Genomic DNA, 21067 nt, shown 5'->3' on the forward strand with positions numbered 1-21067 from the left:
AATCAATGCAATATTAGTAAACTACGCTCTTTCTTTCTTCGTCGGTATGGTGACGGCTGGTCAGGAAGAGCAGCAGATAGGTTATAAGTCCATTGATAACGATAAGTTCAAAGCCAATAGAATAACCAATTAAGGCTGGTGAATATTTGTCGATCAGGAATGAGATTACCGGCGAGAGGATACAGAAAAACGGTACCAGCTTATCTTTGACGGCTCTCTTAGAGATCATGCCGAAAGCGAATAATCCCAGCAGCGGCCCGTATGTATAACCTGCGGCCTTAAATATCGAGTTGACTACCGAATCGTCATTGATAGCCTTGAAAACAAGGATCACCAACAACATGATAACGGAGAAAACCACATGCACCGTATGACGGGTGCGGATCAGTTTCGGGTCGTTGTGATTATCTTTTTTGTTAAAATTCAGGAAGTCCACACAGAAAGAAGTCGTCAGCGCTGTCAGCGCAGAGTCTGTCGTTGCAAAGGTTGCCGCGGTAAGACCCAGCATAAAGATTATAGCAGGTAGAACCCCCAGGTAATTTAAAGCAATTTCCGGGAACACATGATCAGGAGTACCCAAAGCTGCTAAGTCGATTCCCTTGGCTCCTGCATAGCTGTAAAGCAAGGCTCCAACGCTCAGGAAAAAAATATTCATCAGCACGAACACGCCTGTGAATGTGAGCATATTTTTCTGTGCCTCACCGATGTTCTTACAGCTCAGGTTTTTCTGCATCAGGTCCTGATCAAGGCCTGTCATGGCTATAGTCACGAATATACCACCCAGAAACTGCTTGACGAAGTGATTCTTATCTCCGACGAAGTCTTCCCAAAAGAATATCTTGGAGTAGGAACTATTCTTAACGGTTTCAATAGTTCCGGCGATATCGAGATCAAGACTTTTTGAGATGAAATATATCGACAAAACTACCGAAGAGAGCAGAAATACCGTTTGCAGCGTATCGGTGATAATGATCGTCTTAAGACCTCCTTTAAAGGTATATGACCAGATGAGGATCAGACAAATCGCAATGGTTACCCAAAAAGGGACATTCCAGGCATCAAATATAAATTTCTGAAGCACGATAGCTACCAGATAGAGCCTGAATGCAGAACCGATGGTACGGGAAATCAGGAAGATCATAGCGCCCGACTTATAGCTCCAATGGCCGAGTCTGTTCTCGAGATAGGTATAAATCGAAATAAGATTGATGCGATAATACAAGGGCAATAGAACAGTAGCAATCAGCACGAAGCCCACGGCATTACCCAGGACGAACTGAAAATAGCCGAAACTACTGTTAATAACTGCTCCGGGTACCGAGATGAAAGTCACCCCGGACAACGCGGTACCAATCATTCCGAAGGCGACAAAATACCATTTTGAATTACGGTTGGCGATAAAAAAAGAGGAGTTATCGGAGGAGCCCTTTGATGTAAAGTACGATACAACAATCAAAAGAGCAAAGTAGCCGATAAGAAAGGATAATAATACTATTGGAGCCATAATGAACTTTGAAAGAATGAGATTACTTGGCCGTGGCCTCTATCGCCTTACGTACACTACCGTGCTTCTGGAGCAGTTCTGCAGCAGCCGGCTCGGGGGTACCTGTTTCGTTCATAATGATTTTCACTCCACGTTCATACAGCTTTTTGTTTGTAAGCTGCATGTCGACCATCTTGTTTCCCTGAACGCGACCCAGACGGATCATTACACAGGTACTCAACATGTTCAATACAAGCTTTTGTGCGGTACCTGATTTCATACGTGTTGAACCGGTAACGAATTCCGGACCGACAACCACCTCTATCGGGTACTTTGCTTCTGCAGCAACAGGACTACCTGAATTACAGACAATACAGCCGGTTATAATATTATTTTCATTGGCCTTTCTTAGTCCGCCAATTACATAAGGTGTCGTTCCCGATGCCGCTATACCTACCACGACATCACCTTCGTCGATATCATACTCTTTCAGATCTATCCAGGCCTGATTTATATCGTCTTCTGCAAATTCAACTGCTTTGCGTATCGCGGTATCGCCACCGGCTATTATACCGACGATCCAGTCAAACGGAACACCGAAAGTAGGTGGGCATTCGGAAGCATCCAGTACGCCAAGACGCCCGCTGGTTCCGGCTCCGATGTAAAACATCCTACCGCCCGCTTTCATTTTATCAGATACTATTTCGGCCAGCTTCTCAATTTGAGGGATAACCTGTTCAACGGCATTAGGTACAGTCTTGTCCTCTCTATTGATATTTTCGAGGATTTCCTTCACTGACATCGTTTCCAGGTTGCTATAGTTTGAATCCTTCTCTGTTATTCTTTCCATTGTATTTTTAAAACTGCTGTATTGTTCTCAATTATAATATATCATCACACCATCCTTGTGGGAGCAGGAACATTCGAATCGTGACCTCCTTCCCTCCTTAGGTTATTAGTGAGCCTGCGACGTGATTGACGCCGGTTTCGCCTTGATTCCTGAACCAAACAGGTATTGCGGTGAAACCGTTACGGGCAGTGACCCTCCAGGGATAAGTCTGCCTTCTATAAATTCAATAGCCGTATCGTGCATCAGCGAATCGTCCTCATAACATGCTACAAGGTTTTTTGTCTCCGGGAAATTGCTGATCAAATATGGATTTCCGAATATAAAGCTAAATACGTTTTCTTTGCTGCCCAATGTGGTGATAAAGCGCAGTACGTCTTCTTTTACACCAAAATTTCCGGCCGGGTATTTCTTGTATTTATGTACGCCCAGGATTACAGCATCGTACTTGTCGCCGATAATTTGCAACAGGCTGTCTGCCGAAGCCCGATTGGCGGAATGAGACAGGTAGTAGGAATCGACGTTTAACCGGCTATGGAGCTCGCCCGCAAAGCGGTTGGTGTTCTCGGCACCTACTCCAACATAAGCTACCTTCTTTGCTTTTAGATTAGAAAGCAGCTCCGGATTATCATTACGAAGAAGCGTTATTGCATTTTTATAGACCTGCTGTTTAAGGACGTTTGTAGGTGCGTTCAGATCTTCAGCGAGGGAGGTGGTATCAATTTTTGTCACCTCGTCAAGACCGAGGTTATACTTTGCAAGGAGAACACGGTTGGTCTTTTCGTCGATATCTGCCCAGCTCAGTTCCTTTTTCCTGATTGCCTTCCTGACTTTACGGATACTGCCTTTTATATCTCCAGGCAGGCAAAGCATGTCGTTACCTGCGATTAGCGACTGCACAGCGGCTTCTCCCTGCGGATAAAATTTAGAAACGCCTTTCATCTCCAGCGCATCGGTAAATGTTAATCCCTTAAAGCCCAGATCCTGACGAAGCAGCTTACTCACGTTATTCGGGGACAGCGAAGTTGCCCGATTACGGGTAGAGTCAATAGCCGGAATATAGAGGTGCGCGACCATCACGCTGCCTATGCCATCCTTGATCATCGTTTTAAACGGGTAGAGTTCAAGCTCATCGAGCTGTGCAAAAGACTTGTTGATAACAGGCAAATCATAGTGTGAGTCAACCGATACATCTCCATGTCCCGGAAAATGCTTTGCACAGGCCATAACACCGTTGTCCTGCATTCCTTTTGCGATGCTGCTACCGAAAGATGCCACCTTGTATTTATCCTCCCCAAAAGAGCGGAAATTAATCACAGGGTTTGCGGGGTTATTGTTAATATCTACAACCGGCGCGTAGTCTACATGTATGCCGATCCGCTTGCATTGCGCGGCGATAGCCTCGCCCACGTTATAAGCGATAGTAGGGCTCTGGACTGCACCTATCGTGAGCTGGTCGGGGAAAGCAACAACATCTGAGAAACGCATACCCAGACCAGTTTCACCATCGATGCATACCATCAACGGTGTTTTTGCTTTAGCCTGAAGCTTGTTAATAAGCAGGGCCTGCTGTAAGGATGTACCCTGGAACAGGCAGATGGAGCCAATATTATATTTTCGAATGTATTTCAGTACATCTTTTTCGAAGAACTTAGGCCCTTCCGGGGTGACTGTTGAAGTACGGATAACCATCAGCTGGGCTATCTTCTGCTTCTTTGATAACTTTTTCAAAGTGCTGTCTGCCCAGCGTTTTGACTCGGGAGTAACTTCTAAAAATCGTTGTGCAAACGTTCCTGTCGAAGTGAACAAAAACGCTATAAGTAAAATCTTTTTCATTGTCATTTGCATTTTGTTGTCTCGCCTAATCTTTGTAGTCAAGACATACTATCTTTCCATCCATTGTACTCATGAGAACCGATCTTTTGCCAAAAGGCAACATGGGATTCACCAGTGCATTGGAACTCTTGTATTGCCACACCACACGGCCGCTCTTTCTATCGATGGCGGTAGCTAAACCCGAGTTACTTGGAACGTAGATCAGGCCCTTGCTTTCAACCAATTCAGAGGGACTTAGCTCGTAGGGCAACTTTAATTCTGTATTCAGGGCAACTTCGAGAGAATCAGCTTTTACAGACACACCAAATAACTGTCCGTCCATGGTCTTTACGTACACGAGCTTACCGTCTTGGGAAATCCCCATAGACTCGCGAACGCGTCCCTCTTTCATCTGCTGTCTCCAGATAACCTTACCTGTTGTTGCACCGAAAGCGGTCATGAAGCGATCTGGTGCAACGATGAAAACTCTGCCGTTGGATGCTACGGGGTAGCAGGCTGCAGGCGAAAACATCCTGTTTGCATTTCCGTTATTCCACTTCCACACCAACGCGCCGGTCTTCTGATCCAGGGCGTAGAAATCATGTCCCCAGCAACCAAAGAAGATCTTATTCTCGTAGATAAGCGGGCGCGTCACTACAAATCCTTTAACCTCCGCAAAATCCCAGATAAGCTTACCCGACTGAAGATTAATCGCCCGGAAATGACCATCAGAGCCGCCGATGTAGACTGTATTATTTTCGATCACGGGTGACCCAAGCACTGCCTTCTCAGTGGCATATTTCCATACCAGCTTTCCATCGGCAAGGGACACACAATAAATATTATTATCGGATGAACCTACCACAACATATTCGCCTGAAACAGCGGGTGTGGAGTAGATCTTTCCACCGGTATTAAATGACCACTTCTTTTTTCCACTCTTCAGATTGAGGGCGTAAAGATCTCCATTGGTATTTGCTGCGACAGCCAATCCTTTTCCGATAGCCATGCCGCTGCCAATATCACTTTGGTCCTGAAACTCCCATAGCTTCTTCACGCCTGGATATTTTGCATTCACTGCGTAAGAAGGTCGCGGATACTGCTGAGTAGAAGACGCAAAACGATAGTTGATCATGGGAACTTCCAGCCACTTAGTGTGCGTTTCGATCAAGGGCCTGCGCACTTCGAATTTAGCTGCGCCGTTCTTGATGGTCACGATGTTGTACCCTCCGATGCTGTCTTTTGCCCGTAGATTAGATCGTCCCATTACCTGTGGGATGCCTTCAAAGTTGTACAGTTTATTTTGATGCCCATGGCCGCACAGCATCAGCTGTATATTTCTCTTCTTCACCTTATCGATCGCGTCATACCAGTTGTTCAATGAAGAATCCTGGGGATAATGATTAATATAGATCAGAGGCATTTCAGGATCTTTCATGTTGTTTAACACAGAATCCAGCCATACCAGGTTCTCACGGGGCACCTGTCCGGGACTCATACGCATATTCGGCCCAGAGCTCGTTGCGGCAAACTGATACCCACCATGAACGAAAGCAAAAGTTTCAGATCCAAAAACCTTGCGAAAGCTGTTGGCACCACTCTCAGACCAGTTAGAGTCGTGGTTACCCCCAATTACATACCAGGGTTTGTTCAGGCTGTCGAGTATCTGGCGGGAAAGAGCTAACTCAATATCTGAACCGAACTCGGTAATATCTCCTGTTACAACCACAAACTCCAGCGAATTATCCAGATTGATATCCTGCACAGTGCGTCTAAGGTCATCTGCACCAGTGGAACCGCCTACATGCGTATCAGTTACAAAAGCAAAGCGCACAGACTGCGCGTGCAAAAGGGTATTAAAACAAAATAGGATAAGCGCTAATAGAAAAGCTCTGAGATATTTCATATTATTTTGACTTTACCTTAATCTCGTTGGACGGAAGACTTTCATTTTTCAGCCTGTCAAGAGTAGTAACTACATAGGTATATCTGGCTCCCTTGCGGGTATCTTTGTCCAGAAAAGACCGCTTTGAGCTGTCAAAGCTGACATTTAGGATATTGACAGGGTTGTTAATATCTGCCTTTTCGCCTTTTTCGAAACGGTAAACAACATAGCCGTATGAGGGCTCATTGTCGCGCACCGGGAGCGGGCTTTCCCATGAGAGTTCATTACTCCCTTTTTTTCGCTTTACGGCGAGCTTTAAGGGAGACTGCGGAGGTATTGCATCAAGCCATATCATCGTAGGCACGAGTGCCTTGGCGAGGTATAGATCCTTGCGAAGGGAATCCTGGAACCCTGCCAGATTATTCGTCAATGACTTCGAACTGAAATATACACTTCCCTGCACCCTCGGATTTTTTCTGAGGTAACGTACCTGTTCCGGAAGCTGGTTTCTTTGATTCCAGCCATCGCGTTGTTCGGTAGCCCGGTAGACACCCTGGCCAATGTAAACGTGTTTCCCAAAAGCGTTATCGCTCCACCAGTCGACCAGCTTTTCATAAGCCGCTGCAGGATATTTGAAAGGAAAATAAACCTGTGGATTGATATAGTCGATCCAGCCTTCAGAAAGCCATTTGCGGGCATCTGCATATAAAGCGCTATATCCAGAAAGTCCGTTTGTTTCTGAACCTAAAGCATCATCTTTTTTGTTTCTCCAGATTCCGAAAGGGCTGATGCCAAACTTTACATATTTCTTTTCTGCGTGTATGCTATCATTTAATTCCTTAATCAGCATATCGACGTTATTACGTCGCCAGTCTTCGATAGACGAAAACTGATTTCTACCATGGGCCGCATAAGCAAGAGTGTCGGGAAGTACTTCCTTTCCCGGATACGGATAAAAGTAGTCATCGAAATGAACACCATCGATATCATAGTTACGAACAACATTCATGATGATTGACACGATATATTGTCTGACCTCAGGGATTCCGGGGTTGAAATATTTCTTTCCTGCGTAAGTGAAGAACCACTCAGGCTTTGTACGGGTGATATGACGCGGGCTGACATTGGCCTCAACAAGATCGTTGGTGGCACGATAGGGGTTAAACCAGGCATGTAGTTCCATGCCGCGCAGATGTGCTTCCTGGATGGCAAACTCAAGCGGGTCGTACAATGGAGATGGAGCCACTCCCTGTTTACCGGATAAGAACATACTCCACTCCTCTGAACTTTTTGCGTAGAGCGCATCTGCAGAAGGACGGATCTGAAACATGATCGCGTTCATGCCGGACTTCTGATGCTGGTCGAAAATGTTGGAAAGCTCCTGCTTTTGCCTGTCTGAATTAAGCCCTTTTTTTGACGGCCAGTCGATATTCTGAACTGTAGCCACCCAAACGCCTCTAAACTCCCGCTTCGGGCTGTAATCCTGGCTTTGCGCCGAGTAACTGATGAAGAGGGAAGCAAGAAGCAGGCAGGTAAAATTTTTTATCATGGTGCTGTAATGAAAACCCTCCGGAGATTACCGGAGGGTTAGTAAGGACAATTTATTCCCAACCAGGGTTTTGAGTTAAAGTCGCTCCGTTTTCTTTGTAAAGTACAATCTGATCCTGAGGAATTGGATTCAGATAAATGCGGGGATTGGTGAACTTCCTCTGAGACTCAGGCTTCCAGGCCGGCGTGATATAACCTTCAGTATCTGCAGGATTCATATCGAGTACAACGTTAGCTGAAATCTTAGGAAAATCTGCTTTCTTAAGGTATGCTCCCCTATTGATGTCAGGATTAGCCTCAGTATCGGTGTACTCCAGTTTTTTCCATCTTCTCAGGTCATCCCATCTGAAGCCTTCGTAAACTAATTCAACTCTCCGTTCTCTTCTGATTTCCCAAATAATGGAAGACACGTCAGCGTCCTTCTGAGGATCTGTGTATGCAACAGTGCCAACCATAGCTACATCACCAGCTACCTTTAATGCTGGCATATTGATGCCTGGTCTGCTTCTAAGTACGTTGATAGAAATATTGAGATCTTCATTTGTCAGAGCCGCCCCCCCTACAGTAGCGAGCTCTGCAGCCGCTTCGGCATAGTTGACTAGTACTTCTCCAAAGCGGATGATAGGAGCATCTGTCGGATTTAAGTTTAATGTACCAATTGTCTGATCCTTGATAGATTCATTCAGAAACTTGTGAGTCGCGTATCCGGTAGTTGACGAGGCACTAACAACACCGGCAGGACGAAGTTCGTTCACAAATGTTTCCTTAATACGAGGATCTCTGTTTGCCATAACTTGAGCGATAGTTTTATCGCCCTGATAAACCGCCGAAAGTGATATCGGCAAACCGTCAGAAGCCAGATAAGTCTCGATCAGATCCTTTGGTGCACCAGTTTGAGCCTCTTTATTATTATAAGACATCAGGGCATGTGTCAGGATTCCCTCCACGTACTGTCTGTAAAGAAGCACTTCTGTGTTGGTGGCTAAATCAAGAGAATTGAAGACCTCTCTATAGTTTTTCAGTGAATATTTCTTCGAAGCGATGACCTCAGCAGCTGCCCATTTTGCAGCCTCCAGATATTCCTTTGCTTTCGCCGCATTGTTCAGATGATATTTTTGCCATGTACCTTCAAAAAGAAACACACGAGACATGTATGCTAAAACCACATACTTATTAACCGTCAATCCTGCTTTCCCATCAACTGCGCGAACGTTTGTAGCGGCATATTTAAAATCCTCTAAAACTTTATCCATTACTAAAGTCCGCGGATCTCTCGGCTTATATAACTGAGCGACATCTTTCTCATCAAGCACTTGATCGTAGTAAGGAACATCCCCGAAACGCTTCACTAAGTCAAAATATTCAAGTCCTCTGAAAAACCTACCAATTCCTTGCCAGTGCAGTTTTGCCTCTTCCGGCATATCGGCATCGACCTCCATATTCTGGACTTTTGACAAGAAGAGATTTGCTTTTCTGACATAAGTGAAGGTCCAGCCTCCACCTGTTGCAGGGACCACCCTTGTGTATTCAGGAGGCGTTCCTGACGCAAAATCATCATTTAAAGCCTGACCCGAAAAGTAATTTCCCCAGGTATTTCCCGATCCATAACCGGTAAAATAGTCCGTGTAAAAACCATATGCAAAGGTTCTGACGTTTGCTTCATTCGTCCAATAAGTACCATCTGACAATTGGTCAAGTGGTGGTTTCTCCAAATAATCCTCTTTGCAGCTAACAATTGTTGTTAATCCCAGGCAAAGCAGCGCTAATATTCTAATTTTCATTACTATCAAATTTTACAATGTAACTTGTAATCCTAAAGAAACAGATCTGCGGTAAGGGTAAACCCGGCCAAAGGCAGCTGGGTCGTTCGCACCCGCTTCAGTAACATTCACTTCTGGATCGATTGGAACTTTACCTAACTTATCCCACTCAAACAAGTTTTCTCCGCTGAAATAGATCCTGAGACGTTCGATATGGGCTTTTCGAGTAAGTGCCTGAGGCAAGGTATAGCCAACCGCCAGGTTTTTCATCCTGAGATAAGCAAGATTCAGTAGATACTTTGTTTGTGGATAAAAGTTTTTAGTACTAGCCTCACCAATCTGAGTCACGCGGGGATAAAAAGCGTTTTGATTTTCTTCCGTCCAGTAATCTAACTGATGAGCATACCATGCTTCTCCGGGTCTCCAACCAGGTACAAACATTGGACCTTGCGCCCAGAAGTCCCTCTTTCCAACACCCTGGAAAAATGCAGTAAAATCGATACCTTTAAAATCTGCTCCAAGGCGGAAACCGTATTGATAGCGTGGGGTTGAATTACCTATTACCTTTTGGTCTCCCGGATTCTCTACAGTATTATCTCCTCTCCAGATAGCGCCATCTCCATTTGCATCCACGTACTTGATATCACCCGGGCCATAAAAGAATCCACTTCCCTCAAACTGAGCCTGACTAGGAATTCCTTCTTTGAAAACATAACGTCCGTCCTGCAAGACAGGTACACCATTCGCATCCTGAACAAAATCGTCATTTGTAAAAAACCGATCAGTTTCATAACCCCAGATCTCACCAAGAACTTTGCCCTGATAATTCCCAGTGACTGCACGTGAACCCTCGTATTTGGTCAGCTTCTCTTTAAAGTCTGTTAAGGTACCCATTGCATTAATGGTTAAACCATTAGCAAATCTGTGATTGAAATCTACGGCAATCTCCCATCCTGTTGTCTGTAGTTCACCAAAGTTCCTTCTAGGGGCAGTTGCACCGTATGAGCTAGGGAGAGCAGCGCCTGCAGAATGCATGTCTTTAGTGGTTCTTTGATACCAGTCAAACACGATTCCAACCTTATCGTTTAGCACCCTTGCGTCAAGTCCAAAATCAAGTGTAGCAACGCTTTCCCAGGTGAGAGTTCCGGAAATAGGCGCGGGTGTTCCTGTAGTGAGCACTCTTTGGCCGTCGATCAGCCAATTCGAATTAGTCGTAGGCAAAACGGAATAGATACTACTTACTGAGGTATTCTGATTTCCAATTTCTCCCCAGGACCCTCTAAATTTCAACGATGAAAGAACCGGCTTTGCGAATTGCATAAATGGCTCCTCGCTGATAATATACCCGGCAGACATCGATGGGAAAAAGCCCCATTTCAAGTTCGGCGACAATCTGGAGGATCCGTCATAGCGTCCGTTCACCTCCAAAAGGAACTTATTTCTGAAGCTATAGTTAATTCTTCCAAAAGCACCTGCTGTATTCCAATGACCACGGGTGCTTCCTATGGTTTGATCCCCTGTAGCTAGAACCGGCTCCACAAGGTTCGGATCAATCAATGCAAGACGGGCTGAGTTATGTGAATAATTCTGGAAGGTCTCCACATCACCACCTGCGATCACTTTGAAAGCATGATCATTAACATCCTTTGAATATGTTGCGAACAACTTCCCGGTATGCATATCAGACCAGTAGGAGTTATATTCCGCCTTGTTGTAACTCGCAGCTGTATAATTCTGATACGGGATCTGACCATTGGTCAGTCCGGCCCAATAATTCAGAGCGGTAACCGATCCACCAGCGTTCCGTTGATGATTATTTACAGACGTATAAGTATAGTCAGCATCTACAGTTAAACCTTTTACAGGCCTAAGGGTTCCTCCAACCGATACACGTGTAAGACCGGATGTATGTTTATTCATATTTGCCTGCTCCACTTCTGTCACAGCATTTCTAAAAGGCTTACCTTCATAAGTTCCGTAGGGATGAATCGCAGGCCAACGATACAAATAATACCATGGATCATAAACCGCTGCTGCAAACACAAAAGGCTGTTCTAGTATTGAATTCGAATACAAAACTTTTCCTCTTGCATCAAACCAATCGTTAACCGATGTATTTATTCCAAGGTTAAGATTATAACGTGCAAACTGGTCTGGATTAGCTTTCAAAACACCTTCTTGCCCGAGGTAACCAACTCCAAGATTATAGCTTGTTTTCTCGCTTCCACCGGAAACGGAAAGATTGTGGTTTTGCTGCGGAGTATAGTCCCTCATGAACATTTCATTTACATCCCATGGGCGATAGAAGAAGAGACGATTTTCTCTGATTTCAAAATCTCGTCCTAATACCATCTCATTTCCTAAATCTTCACCACCGTATAAAGTCTCCCACTCTCTCATCTTTTGGATTGCAGTTTCATCGATAGAAACGCCCACCGCACTAAAAAGAGGGGTACTAGGATTCGTCCTTCTGAAAGCAAGGAAAGCCATTTCAGCACCGTCTGCTGCGGGAGCGACCTGAGGCGTAGTAGTCGGAGTACTATAAGAGAAGTTATTTGAGTATTGAACACGAGTCGGAGCACCTTTCTTACCGGTTTTTGTGGTGATTAAAATTACACCCCATGCTCCGCGCGTTCCATAAATAGAAGTTGAAGCTGCATCCTTCAAAACCGAAATAGACTCGATGTCTTCAGGATTAACCAGCTGTAGGCTTGGTATCTCCACGTTGTCGACAAGTATCAAGGGCTGTGCTCCTCCGGTACCAGTCAGCGTACCTGTATTCCCCCTCAGCTTGATACTCGGGTTCTGTCCTATAGCTCCACTTGAAGTGGTGATACTCAACCCTGGAGTAGTACCCTGCAAGGCACGGCCTACATCGGTAACAGGTCTTGACTGTAGCACTTCTGTGTCTACCGTTGAAACTGCTCCCGTCAGATTAGCCCTTTTCTGCGTACCATAACCTACAACCACTACTTCATCAAGCGATTTCGAATCGGTTCCAAGTTTAACGTCGATTACGGAGTTAGCACCAACCGCCTTCTCCTGGGTAGCTGAACCAATAAAACTGAACACTAACACCGCGCCACGATCAACACGGATGGTGTACTTACCATTCGCGTTAGTGCTTGTACCTTGGGTGGTTCCCTTGACCTTAACAGAAACTCCCGGCAATGGACTACCATCGTCAACGGAAATAACCGTTCCTGTTATTTCCGTTTGCTGCGCAACCGCTTGCACAGTGATCATGATGAGGCCCATTAAAAATGTGAGTAGCCTTTTTTTCATAACATTGTTTGATTTTGAGTTTATTGATTTAATGAATCCACTGCCTTAACCTCATACAGCAATAAGCGAGATCAAAGCCCTAATTATTATAAATTGAAATCTAAAATACGTTACTTTTTGCAACTTTTATATAAACATTTGCATAAAACCGCAATTTTCAACGAAGTAAATAGTTTCCTAACTAATAATTTTACACCTAATTGAGTATTTAATTAATATTTCGTTTAAAAAACGACGAAATTATTGGCTATTTCTCATTCTGACACTCATAACACAATTGAAATTTTTTAAATTAACGCTAAATCCTGCAAAAAGAAACCTGAAATAACGTCAACTCCCCAAATACAGCATTTAACGATCGTTAAATTTCAAAAAAACACTTCTGCACAGACAACCATTTATCGTCTATTCTTTTTTAACAAAATCACATTGGCGACCTTTCTTTGCCCTTCATGGTCCCACTTCTTATTATCTGAAGGATAACTAACGACTCCATCGAAATCCTGACCCGATATCCAAAGGGTCGAAGACCCTCCTCCATCTAAATTTATACCATCAGTAAGTTTCAACCATTTCAATACATTTCTCGCTTCAAAAAGAGACATTCCGGCCGCAAGCTCCCTTCTACCATCAATCACTATGAAAAATACTTTATTTCTTCTACCCTTAGCGATAAGCGACCTTGGGTGACGTGCAGTATTAAAAGTTAACGAATCAAGGGAAACAAAAGACCGGTCCCGTAACAGCAATGGACCGCTAACCATAACATCCTCACCTTCGATAGATTTCTCCCACTCAGCGGTGCCATCCCATTGCAATAGCGACAGCTTACCCCTTTTTATAGCGATAGCAGCTTTCTGGTGCAGGGCTCGAGAACCGTCCTTGTTCAGCATATTATAATTGATCACTGATCCGTCTGACCGAAGGTAGTCCACAGATCCTCCTTTAGCCATGTTAAAGAATGTGCCGTTAACAGCGGCTATAGCTTTATGCGCTTCTCCGAAATTACTTGTCGTTCTTAGCACAGAATCGTCATGGGCTAGATCAACAGCATATCGTCGTTTCTGTTTAATTTCGAGTATGCTGATATATTGGTTGGATGCAAAAAGATTCTGATTAAAAGACGCTTGCTTTAAAACAACGCCTTTGGAAATTTTCGTTGTCAGCCAATCCGCATCGGCTACAGCAATAGAGTCGCTCTGTGCGAAAGAACTGGTTCCTATTAAAGCAAATGCTATACGCAAGATGACCTTCATAATTTCAGATAACCGGTTAGTGTGGCTTGCCAACAGTATGAAGATAAATGTAATCCTTTAAACATGCAAGAATTTGCATAAAAAAATCAAAAAAACGCATAACTATGCACCTAAACGGACCACATCGCTTGAAAAAGAATAAACACAGACTTAGAAAACGGCATAACTCCCCCTTCTATCTAAAAGTCTTTATATGCTACACTTTCTCGACGCCTATACCGGGCGCGGAACTCAAAGTCACTTTACCATCAATCACCGTCGTACCCTTGAAAACATCATTGCTGATCAAAAGCGCGCCATCCAAATCGGCCCAGTCAGTCATCGGAGATAATTGTGCGGCAGCAGAGATAGCGCAGGAAGTCTCAGTCATACAACCGATCATGATCTTCATATCCAACGCCCGACCCAAAGTCAGCATCTTATGTGCTTCGCGCATTCCTGTACACTTCATTAATTTGATATTGATACCGCTGTAGACTTTATATGCTTTAAGCACGTCGTCCAGTCGCTGAACTGCCTCATCTCCAATAGTTGGAAGCGGACTGTTTTCTGTAAGCCATGCATTATCATCAATCCTCTCCTTGGGCATCGGCTGTTCCAGGAACACGATCCCTTTCTCCTTAAGCCAGTGAGCCATATCCAGTGCCATCTGCCTGTCTGTCCAGCCCTGATTAATATCTACACACAGAGGCTTGTCGGTCATTTCACGAATTGTTTCTATCATTTGCTTGTCGGTATCTCTCCCAAGCTTCACTTTCAGAATCTTGTACGGATCGGCTTCTTTTACCTTCTTTCGCACCACCTCGGGCGTGTCTATTCCGATGGTAAAAGAAGTATTAGGTGTGTCCGCGGCATCATATCCCCATATCTTGTACCAGGGCTGTTTGATCATTTTACCCACAAGATCATGCAAGGCAATGTCGACCGATGCTTTCGCCGCTTTGTTTCCTTCTTCAAGCCGATCCACGTAGTCCAGGATCTTTTCCATTTGAAAGGGATCCTCAAATGCCGAAAGGTCAACTTTCGATAGAAACTTCAGCACGGTTTCATGCGATTCGCCAAGATAGGGCGGCATCGAAGCTTCCCCATATCCGGTGATACCGTTATAGGTCAACTGCGTAAGCACTACAGGAGTAGTCGTCCGTGAACTTGTCGCCAGATTGAAAGCATGACGAAGGTTGAGTGTATAGGCTTTATAACTCAACTGCATTTTGCCCTTGCCAGCCCATTCAGATGATGCCTTAGCAAGTAAGTCGGATGATCCTGTTATCATAGTCGCTCCTGTTAGCAAACCTGTTGTTTTGATAAAATTTCTTCTGCTATGCATATATATTAATGTGATGCTGTTCTGTAAAGTTCATCCCGACCTATCCACCTGATACCTGGCGTACTTACCGATTTTAGGATCCGCCGCGCTCCTACAATGGTCCTGCTCTGAAAATCTGCATAATTGGAAGCGTCCTTCTTTATGCTGTTTATCCTGACAAGTCCGGCTGCATGAATAAACTCACCTTCTCCAATATATATCGCAGTATGAGTAACGCGGGCATTCTTATTTTCCGCCCGTCCTGCCGCGAAAAAAAGGAGATCGCCGGCCTGTAAATTTGCCAGACACTTCTCCAAGCTCAAACTATCTTTATCAAAAATGTCGATATTTTCGCCGTAAAGAGCTTGCTGCGACGCGTCACGAGACAATTGTATTCCGTTTAGAAAATAGCAGGTTTTGGTAAATCCACTACAATCCATTCCCTTAGTCGACGTTCCGCCCCATAGATAGGGGACGCCAAGAAATTTATAGGCCGTTTTTAACACATCTTCACCGCCAGGCACGGGTCTCGACAGCCACTTGTCCAACGGCATCAATTCTTTATTTGAAATCCATGCGACACGGCCATCGGGATATTTCACTTTGCTAAATTTTCTATGTTTACCAATAACCTCCAGAATGTTTCCGCTTACCAGATCAGACACCGGGAGAGACTGACCCGATGCTTCGGCAAAAGAGTGACCGTATTCGGGAATAAAAACGACGCGGTCTGCCTTTTTCCACTGTTGCATTTCACTAGTGGTAAGGAGACTTAGCTCGTCGGCACTTAACCACGAAATATAGCGGTCAGGCGTCCTTACAAGGTAATAACCTCTTTCCTTTTTCAACAACTGTACCGGCGTTCCAAGCAAGCTTTGTGTTACCATTTCAGAAGAGTGTGCGGGATTTTGTCTGTGATTAGAAACAGATAAGCGCACTATTCCAAACACTTTTTCACCCAAGTCTTTCCCCGGAAGTAGTTTCTCTACCACCACAGCCCCCCCGACGTTTTGTTCCTTGATCACAGACCTGAACTTAACAAGAGCGTCCTCTCTTGTTGTTTCGACTTCCAGCGCTCCATCAACAAGTGTAAGATTGAAAAGGTCAGTACGCTTATCCGGCGCGAATTCCTTACGTATTTCATTCAGAAGGTTCCCGTACCGATTAAGCAATAGCGAATCTTTTTCTTCGGCTTTTGATAAAAAAGTCGTACTAAAGAAGCACAGAAAGATGATAATGGAGATTTTCATTTACAGGTCGATGGATATTACCTAAATATAGCGATTTAGTATCATACACAGCATAGTTCTTGCAACTTTACTAGAATACATTGCACAAAAACGCATCCCCTGAAAAGACTTCCTACTTCACTTCGGAAATAACATTATATATCGTATCCATGAGCCTTGAGCTGATATTCAGGTCATTTAGTTTATTGGAGGTAACCGGATGAACTCTGTTGGTTAAGAGAATATAGATCAGATTAACATCCTTGTCTACCCACAGCCTTATACCCGTATATCCTGTATGTCCGAACGTGTTTGCCGAAGCAAGTTTGGAAGGATATTCGGTCTTTGCATCACTCCTGTCAAAACCCAGTCCACGGCGGCTTGTTCGCGACTGCTTGGAACTGAACATTTCAACAGTCTCTGGTTTAAAATACCGAACTCCGCCATAAGTACCACCGTTTAGAAGCATCTGATAAAAGATAGCCAGATCATATGCGGAGCCAAACAGACCGGCATGTCCCGATACACCTCCCACCATAGATGCCCCTGGATCGTGCACATACCCCTGCAATAATGTATTTCTAAAGAGTGTGTCTACTTCGGTAGGAACGATCTGCTCCTTGGGAAAGCGGTAAAGCGGATGGTACCCGGCTCGCTGCATTCCCAGGGGCTTATAGAAGTTCTGCTGAACGTAGTCTTCCATATGCTCAGCAGATATACCTTCCACAATCTCCTTCATAAAATACATACTCAAATCAGAGTACACGTATTTGCCCGTATCACGCAATGCAGAATTCAGCATTAGCGGCCACATGACATTTTTAAAAAAATCTTTGCGGAAATAGTAGTTCTGAGAAGCTGCAATCGGATAAGCTGCAGAAGAATCCCTGCGAAAATCCTCAGGCTTTATATCTTTGAAAAACGGAATAAAAGGTATAAAACCAGCTTCATGAAGCATAACCTGACGAACGGGAATATTTCGTTTGTTGGTACTCCATGCCTTTGGTATGTAGGCGCTGACAGGCGTATCCAAATTAAGCTTTTTCTCCTCGAACAGTCTCATAACTGCGGCAGTAGTAGCCGTTATCTTGGTGACAGACGCCAGATCGTATATGTCGGTTGTTTTTGTCGGCTGCGTACCCTCATATGTATGAGATCCGAAAGCCTGATTCATGATCACCTTACCGTCTTTAATCACCATCAAAACAGCGCTCGGGGTCGCACGCTGTGCGATAGCCTCGGCAATGATCTCATCAACAGGCTTTTGAAGATCCTCGGCTTTTATACCAAGCTCCTCGGGAACTGTATACGTAAGACGCGTTACTTCAGTCTGAAATCCCGCGCCCTTCCTGTACCTTTCCGAGACGTCAATTGGAAGCTTTGCAAGCAGCGGCAAACCTCCAAAAATGGCCTGTGCTACATAATCAACTGACTCTGCAGAATAGCCTGATGACCATATAACCGGCACCTGGAGATCATTTAATCTGGCCAGAACCTTTCTATCACCAAAAGCTGCGACGATAATCGTCTTGCTCTTCTGATTATCCCTGATAAAGTCGAGAACCTGACTGTCCCTCAACTGATCAGCCGAAACCTGTAAAATCACCGTATTATAGAACTTCAGATCATAACTCAAATCTTCCATTCGGCCCGACTTATCCAGATATTCTTTTCCCCCGACACTGGCTACCCGGGCATGAAAATTTAGAACCCGATCAAATACCGGTGAAAGCCGGGAATCAAAACCCACACTGACTATACGATTTCCAGCAAGGTCCTTAAGGGGAATGGTCCCTTGTTCATTATTAAGCAACACGGTGGTCTTTTCAACGCCTCTCCTTTCCTTAATCCAGCGTTGATTAAGCTTATGCTGCTGCTGCGAATAAACACCTGAAGTAATCAGGCTGCAGAGTACAAGCACTTTGAAAAGAATTAAATTGCGTAAGCCCATATTATTTATCTGTTGATGTGTCTACCTGGGAAATTTATGTTTGCTCTTATTATATTCATAAATGTGCTTTGACACATTCGAAAGCAGCTGCGAAGCCGCCTTGTGGTTATCTATTCCTCTTGATAACAGCACCACTACATAGCGCCTGCCGTCCGGCAAAAAGACTATTCCCGAATCATGACATATCGAAGTGATGGCCCCGCTTTTACTAGCCACCTTCACATCAAGAGGCAGCTTTCCTCCGATAATATTCTTGTCATACTGATTCATCAAAATATCAATCATCTCCTCAGAGGCTTGCGCATTGATCAATTCATTCCTTGCGATCTTTTCCAGAATAACCGCCAGGTCATTAGCTGTAGTAGTATTGTTTAAGCCCTGTTCAAAAGCTTTGATGTCTTCAACTCCACGTAACACCCGAAGATCCTTCGCTCCCAAACTACGCATCGTATGGTTGACATTTTCTGCGCCAATCTTCTCAATAATGATGTTTGTGGCAAGATTGCTGCTTCTGGTAACCATCCGGATCAGGATATCACGAATGGAAACATGAGATCCGATCAAGTTATAAAGTTCCTTCTCGCTGTCATCTGCAGAATCAACAGCAAAACTACTCCCATCGACGATGCTCTTAAAGGAGTTCTGGACGAGTATCGAGTCGTCGAGTGAAAATTTGCCATCATGGGCCTGCTTGTACACTTCTGCTAACACGGCAGTTTTCATGGTACTCGCAGCATGAAAACTCTCACGTTCATTGATATTAAACTTATCACCCGTATCTATGTCCCGGTATGAGACAGCGAAGGCTGCCTCAGGATACACTGCAAATTCAGACTGAATACTGGTTTTCAATTGCTTGGAAGAAATCGCCTTACGCTTAAAGACATTCCTCATCAAATCATTGACATTCACAGAGGATTCTCCGGTCGCTTCCTGACACAGGCTTATTTTGGCGGAAATAAGAAATAAAATGATCGTAAACGTATATCTCATCGTGGTTTAAGCTTGTAAGTGGTGATTCAATGGATTCCTCTCCCCCCATTGGTATTGGAAGACAGTTATTGCGGATTACCAAAATGAAGATAAGCCGACGAAACGGCAATTGCAAATAATTGCGTACCGTTTGTTGAAAAACGCATCATAACGCATATATTTACACTAAACCCATTTCGTCACATGGCTCTTCCCAATAACCGACTTCTATCTCTGGATGCCTTCCGAGGCCTTACAGTGGCAGCGATGATCCTCGTCAACAACCCCGGAAGCTGGGCTAAGATCTACCCGCCTTTGAAACACGCTGAATGGCACGGCTGCACTCCTACCGATCTGGTATTTCCATTCTTCCTTTTCATCGTTGGCGTAGCAATTGTGTTTGCGCTTCAAACCAAGAAAACAGACCCCGGCAATCATAATCAACTTCTCATAAAGGCCGCAAAAAGAGGATGCATATTATTCTTGCTTGGCTTGCTTCTCGCATTGTACCCGAAATTCAACTTCGAAACTGTAAGGATCATGGGTGTTTTACAACGCATTGGAGTGGTGTATTTTATATGTGCTGCCATATTTATAAAGACCAAACCCAAAACTCAGTTTATTATCATGACAAGTATCCTGGTCGTATATTGGATACTAATGACCTTTGTTCCGGTACCTGGATTCGGCGCTCCTAATCTTGAAAAGGAAACCAATCTGGCGGCATGGGCGGACCGATTAATCCTCACCGAAAACCACACCTGGAAATCATCCAAAACTTGGGATCCGGAAGGCATATTAAGTACCATGCCTGCTGTAGCGACCGGTTTATTTGGGATGCTGATAGGCGGCATTCTAAAAAACAAAGAGAAGTCAGCTGCCGAAAGGACTGCCTGGCTCTTTAGCTTTGGATTTATAGCCTGGATTCTTGGAATGACCTGGGGGCTCTTCTTCCCCATCAACAAGTCTTTATGGACAAGCTCCTATGTTCTTTATTGTGGCGGCCTTGCCTCCATGGGGCTCGCTCTCTTTTATTGGGTAATTGACGTACAAGGTCATAGCAGATGGTGCAAGATCTTCGTAGCGTACGGCGTAAATGCTATTACTGTATTCTTTTTGTCGGCAGTCATAGCAAAGACAATGGGAATGATAAAACTCAGCAGAAATGGGGAAGAAGTAAATTTGCATACCTGGTTATACAAGACATTCTTTACATCCTGGCTACCGGCAGACCTTGCATCCCTTGCGTGGGCCCTAACCTTTGTTCTTTTATTTCTGTTGCTATTATGGCCGATGTATAAAAAAAACTGGATTATAAAGGTTTAACCCTCCAGTTCCTGCTCCTCCTTCTTGGTAAGGAGCTTTTCTTTTTTAAGATCAATACGCAAATATCCATACAGACTCATGTACTGGTTGGCTACCCAAACCAATGCAAATCCTGCTATAATATAACCTCTCCAGTCGTCCATTAAGAGCTTAAAGTCCGTCAGGATTAAAAAAAAGATGGTGATATAGTGACTAAAGCAATACTCGCAGGTGAAAAGATAGAAAAACTTCCTCTGAAGCAAAGTTCTTCCCTTTTGACTGCATTGCACACAATATTCACGCGGCTCGCGAAATACTTCCTCATGAGTAACTGTCCAGGCAACGCACGCGATAGGTATTGCCAGAATAAAAAGCCAGACGATCTGTGTTGTTAAAGACATTTAATCAATACAGCATTCCTTCGA

At 44.4% G+C, this 21067-nt stretch carries 14 protein-coding genes; 1 reads left to right on the forward strand and 13 read right to left on the reverse strand.

Annotated features, from left to right (window positions below; translation table 11 throughout):
• Positions 1-13: 13 nt before the first annotated feature.
• The 12 genes from B0I27_RS08985 to B0I27_RS09040 all read right to left on the reverse strand — a co-directional run bounded on the left by B0I27_RS08985 (position 14) and on the right by B0I27_RS09040 (position 19358).
• Positions 14-1504: a sodium:solute symporter gene (locus B0I27_RS08985; RefSeq protein WP_106292892.1), complete on the reverse strand. Its 1491-nt coding sequence runs from the start codon at positions 1502-1504 to the stop codon at positions 14-16.
• Between the two features lie 22 nt (positions 1505-1526).
• A complete protein-coding gene (gene murQ / locus B0I27_RS08990; RefSeq protein WP_106292893.1) occupies positions 1527-2333 on the reverse strand; it encodes an N-acetylmuramic acid 6-phosphate etherase in 807 nt (268 codons plus the stop codon).
• 105 nt (positions 2334-2438) lie between these two features.
• The gene (locus B0I27_RS08995) at positions 2439-4166 is read right to left on the reverse strand and encodes a glycoside hydrolase family 3 protein (RefSeq protein ID WP_245925469.1); all 1728 of its coding nucleotides are present in this window, start codon (positions 4164-4166) and stop codon (positions 2439-2441) included.
• A gap of 25 nt (positions 4167-4191) precedes the next feature.
• Positions 4192-6051: an outer membrane protein assembly factor BamB family protein gene (locus B0I27_RS09000; protein ID WP_106292895.1), complete on the reverse strand. Its 1860-nt coding sequence runs from the start codon at positions 6049-6051 to the stop codon at positions 4192-4194.
• A gap of 1 nt (position 6052) precedes the next feature.
• Positions 6053-7579, reverse strand: coding sequence for a glycoside hydrolase family 10-like protein (locus B0I27_RS09005; RefSeq protein ID WP_106292896.1), 1527 nt, complete (start codon positions 7577-7579; stop codon positions 6053-6055).
• Positions 7580-7631: 52 nt separating this feature from the next.
• Positions 7632-9359, reverse strand: a complete 1728-nt coding sequence (locus tag B0I27_RS09010; protein WP_106292897.1) for a RagB/SusD family nutrient uptake outer membrane protein — start codon at positions 9357-9359, stop codon at positions 7632-7634.
• A 12-nt stretch (positions 9360-9371) separates the two neighbouring features.
• Positions 9372-12623 (reverse strand): SusC/RagA family TonB-linked outer membrane protein, encoded by a 3252-nt coding sequence (locus tag B0I27_RS09015; protein WP_106292898.1) that lies wholly within the window; start codon positions 12621-12623, stop codon positions 9372-9374.
• 398 nt (positions 12624-13021) lie between these two features.
• Positions 13022-13879, reverse strand: coding sequence for a phosphodiester glycosidase family protein (locus B0I27_RS09020; protein WP_106292899.1), 858 nt, complete (start codon positions 13877-13879; stop codon positions 13022-13024).
• 196 nt (positions 13880-14075) lie between these two features.
• Positions 14076-15152: a dipeptide epimerase gene (locus tag B0I27_RS09025; RefSeq protein WP_245925470.1), complete on the reverse strand. Its 1077-nt coding sequence runs from the start codon at positions 15150-15152 to the stop codon at positions 14076-14078.
• A 59-nt stretch (positions 15153-15211) separates the two neighbouring features.
• Positions 15212-16435 carry an NlpC/P60 family protein gene (locus B0I27_RS09030; RefSeq protein ID WP_106292901.1) on the reverse strand — a complete coding sequence of 408 codons (1224 nt, stop codon included), beginning with the start codon at positions 16433-16435 and terminating at the stop codon, positions 15212-15214.
• A gap of 112 nt (positions 16436-16547) precedes the next feature.
• Positions 16548-18365, reverse strand: coding sequence for a serine hydrolase domain-containing protein (locus B0I27_RS09035; protein WP_106292902.1), 1818 nt, complete (start codon positions 18363-18365; stop codon positions 16548-16550).
• A gap of 21 nt (positions 18366-18386) precedes the next feature.
• Positions 18387-19358: a serine hydrolase gene (locus B0I27_RS09040; RefSeq protein ID WP_106292903.1), complete on the reverse strand. Its 972-nt coding sequence runs from the start codon at positions 19356-19358 to the stop codon at positions 18387-18389.
• Between the two features lie 183 nt (positions 19359-19541).
• On the opposite strand from B0I27_RS09040, the gene B0I27_RS09045 reads away from it, so the two are divergent.
• Positions 19542-20663 (forward strand): acyltransferase family protein, encoded by a 1122-nt coding sequence (locus tag B0I27_RS09045; protein ID WP_106292904.1) that lies wholly within the window; start codon positions 19542-19544, stop codon positions 20661-20663.
• Here the strand turns inward: B0I27_RS09045 and B0I27_RS09050 are convergent.
• Entirely contained in the window at positions 20660-21043 is a 384-nt protein-coding gene (locus B0I27_RS09050) for a hypothetical protein (protein WP_106292905.1), read from the reverse strand. The two genes, B0I27_RS09045 and B0I27_RS09050, sit on opposite strands and share 4 nt — an antisense overlap.
• Positions 21044-21067: the final 24 nt, after the last annotated feature.

The sequence above is a fragment of the Arcticibacter pallidicorallinus genome, from assembly GCF_003002875.1.
GTDB classification, from domain to species: domain Bacteria; phylum Bacteroidota; class Bacteroidia; order Sphingobacteriales; family Sphingobacteriaceae; genus Arcticibacter; species Arcticibacter pallidicorallinus.

Coding starts and splice junctions, on each gene's coding strand:
- B0I27_RS09000 (WP_106292895.1), bottom strand. CDS start 6,051: ATGAAATATCTCAGAGCTTTTCTATTAGCGCTTATCCTATTTTGTTTT.
- B0I27_RS09045 (WP_106292904.1), top strand. CDS start 19,542: ATGGCTCTTCCCAATAACCGACTTCTATCTCTGGATGCCTTCCGAGGC.
- B0I27_RS09050 (WP_106292905.1), bottom strand. CDS start 21,043: ATGTCTTTAACAACACAGATCGTCTGGCTTTTTATTCTGGCAATACCT.
- B0I27_RS09020 (WP_106292899.1), bottom strand. CDS start 13,879: ATGAAGGTCATCTTGCGTATAGCATTTGCTTTAATAGGAACCAGTTCT.
- B0I27_RS09035 (WP_106292902.1), bottom strand. CDS start 18,365: ATGGGCTTACGCAATTTAATTCTTTTCAAAGTGCTTGTACTCTGCAGC.
- B0I27_RS09005 (WP_106292896.1), bottom strand. CDS start 7,579: ATGATAAAAAATTTTACCTGCCTGCTTCTTGCTTCCCTCTTCATCAGT.
- B0I27_RS09015 (WP_106292898.1), bottom strand. CDS start 12,623: ATGAAAAAAAGGCTACTCACATTTTTAATGGGCCTCATCATGATCACT.
- B0I27_RS09030 (WP_106292901.1), bottom strand. CDS start 16,435: ATGAAAATCTCCATTATCATCTTTCTGTGCTTCTTTAGTACGACTTTT.
- B0I27_RS08985 (WP_106292892.1), bottom strand. CDS start 1,504: ATGGCTCCAATAGTATTATTATCCTTTCTTATCGGCTACTTTGCTCTT.
- B0I27_RS09010 (WP_106292897.1), bottom strand. CDS start 9,359: ATGAAAATTAGAATATTAGCGCTGCTTTGCCTGGGATTAACAACAATT.
- murQ (WP_106292893.1), bottom strand. CDS start 2,333: ATGGAAAGAATAACAGAGAAGGATTCAAACTATAGCAACCTGGAAACG.
- B0I27_RS09040 (WP_106292903.1), bottom strand. CDS start 19,358: ATGAGATATACGTTTACGATCATTTTATTTCTTATTTCCGCCAAAATA.
- B0I27_RS09025 (WP_245925470.1), bottom strand. CDS start 15,152: ATGATAACAGGATCATCCGACTTACTTGCTAAGGCATCATCTGAATGG.
- B0I27_RS08995 (WP_245925469.1), bottom strand. CDS start 4,166: ATGAAAAAGATTTTACTTATAGCGTTTTTGTTCACTTCGACAGGAACG.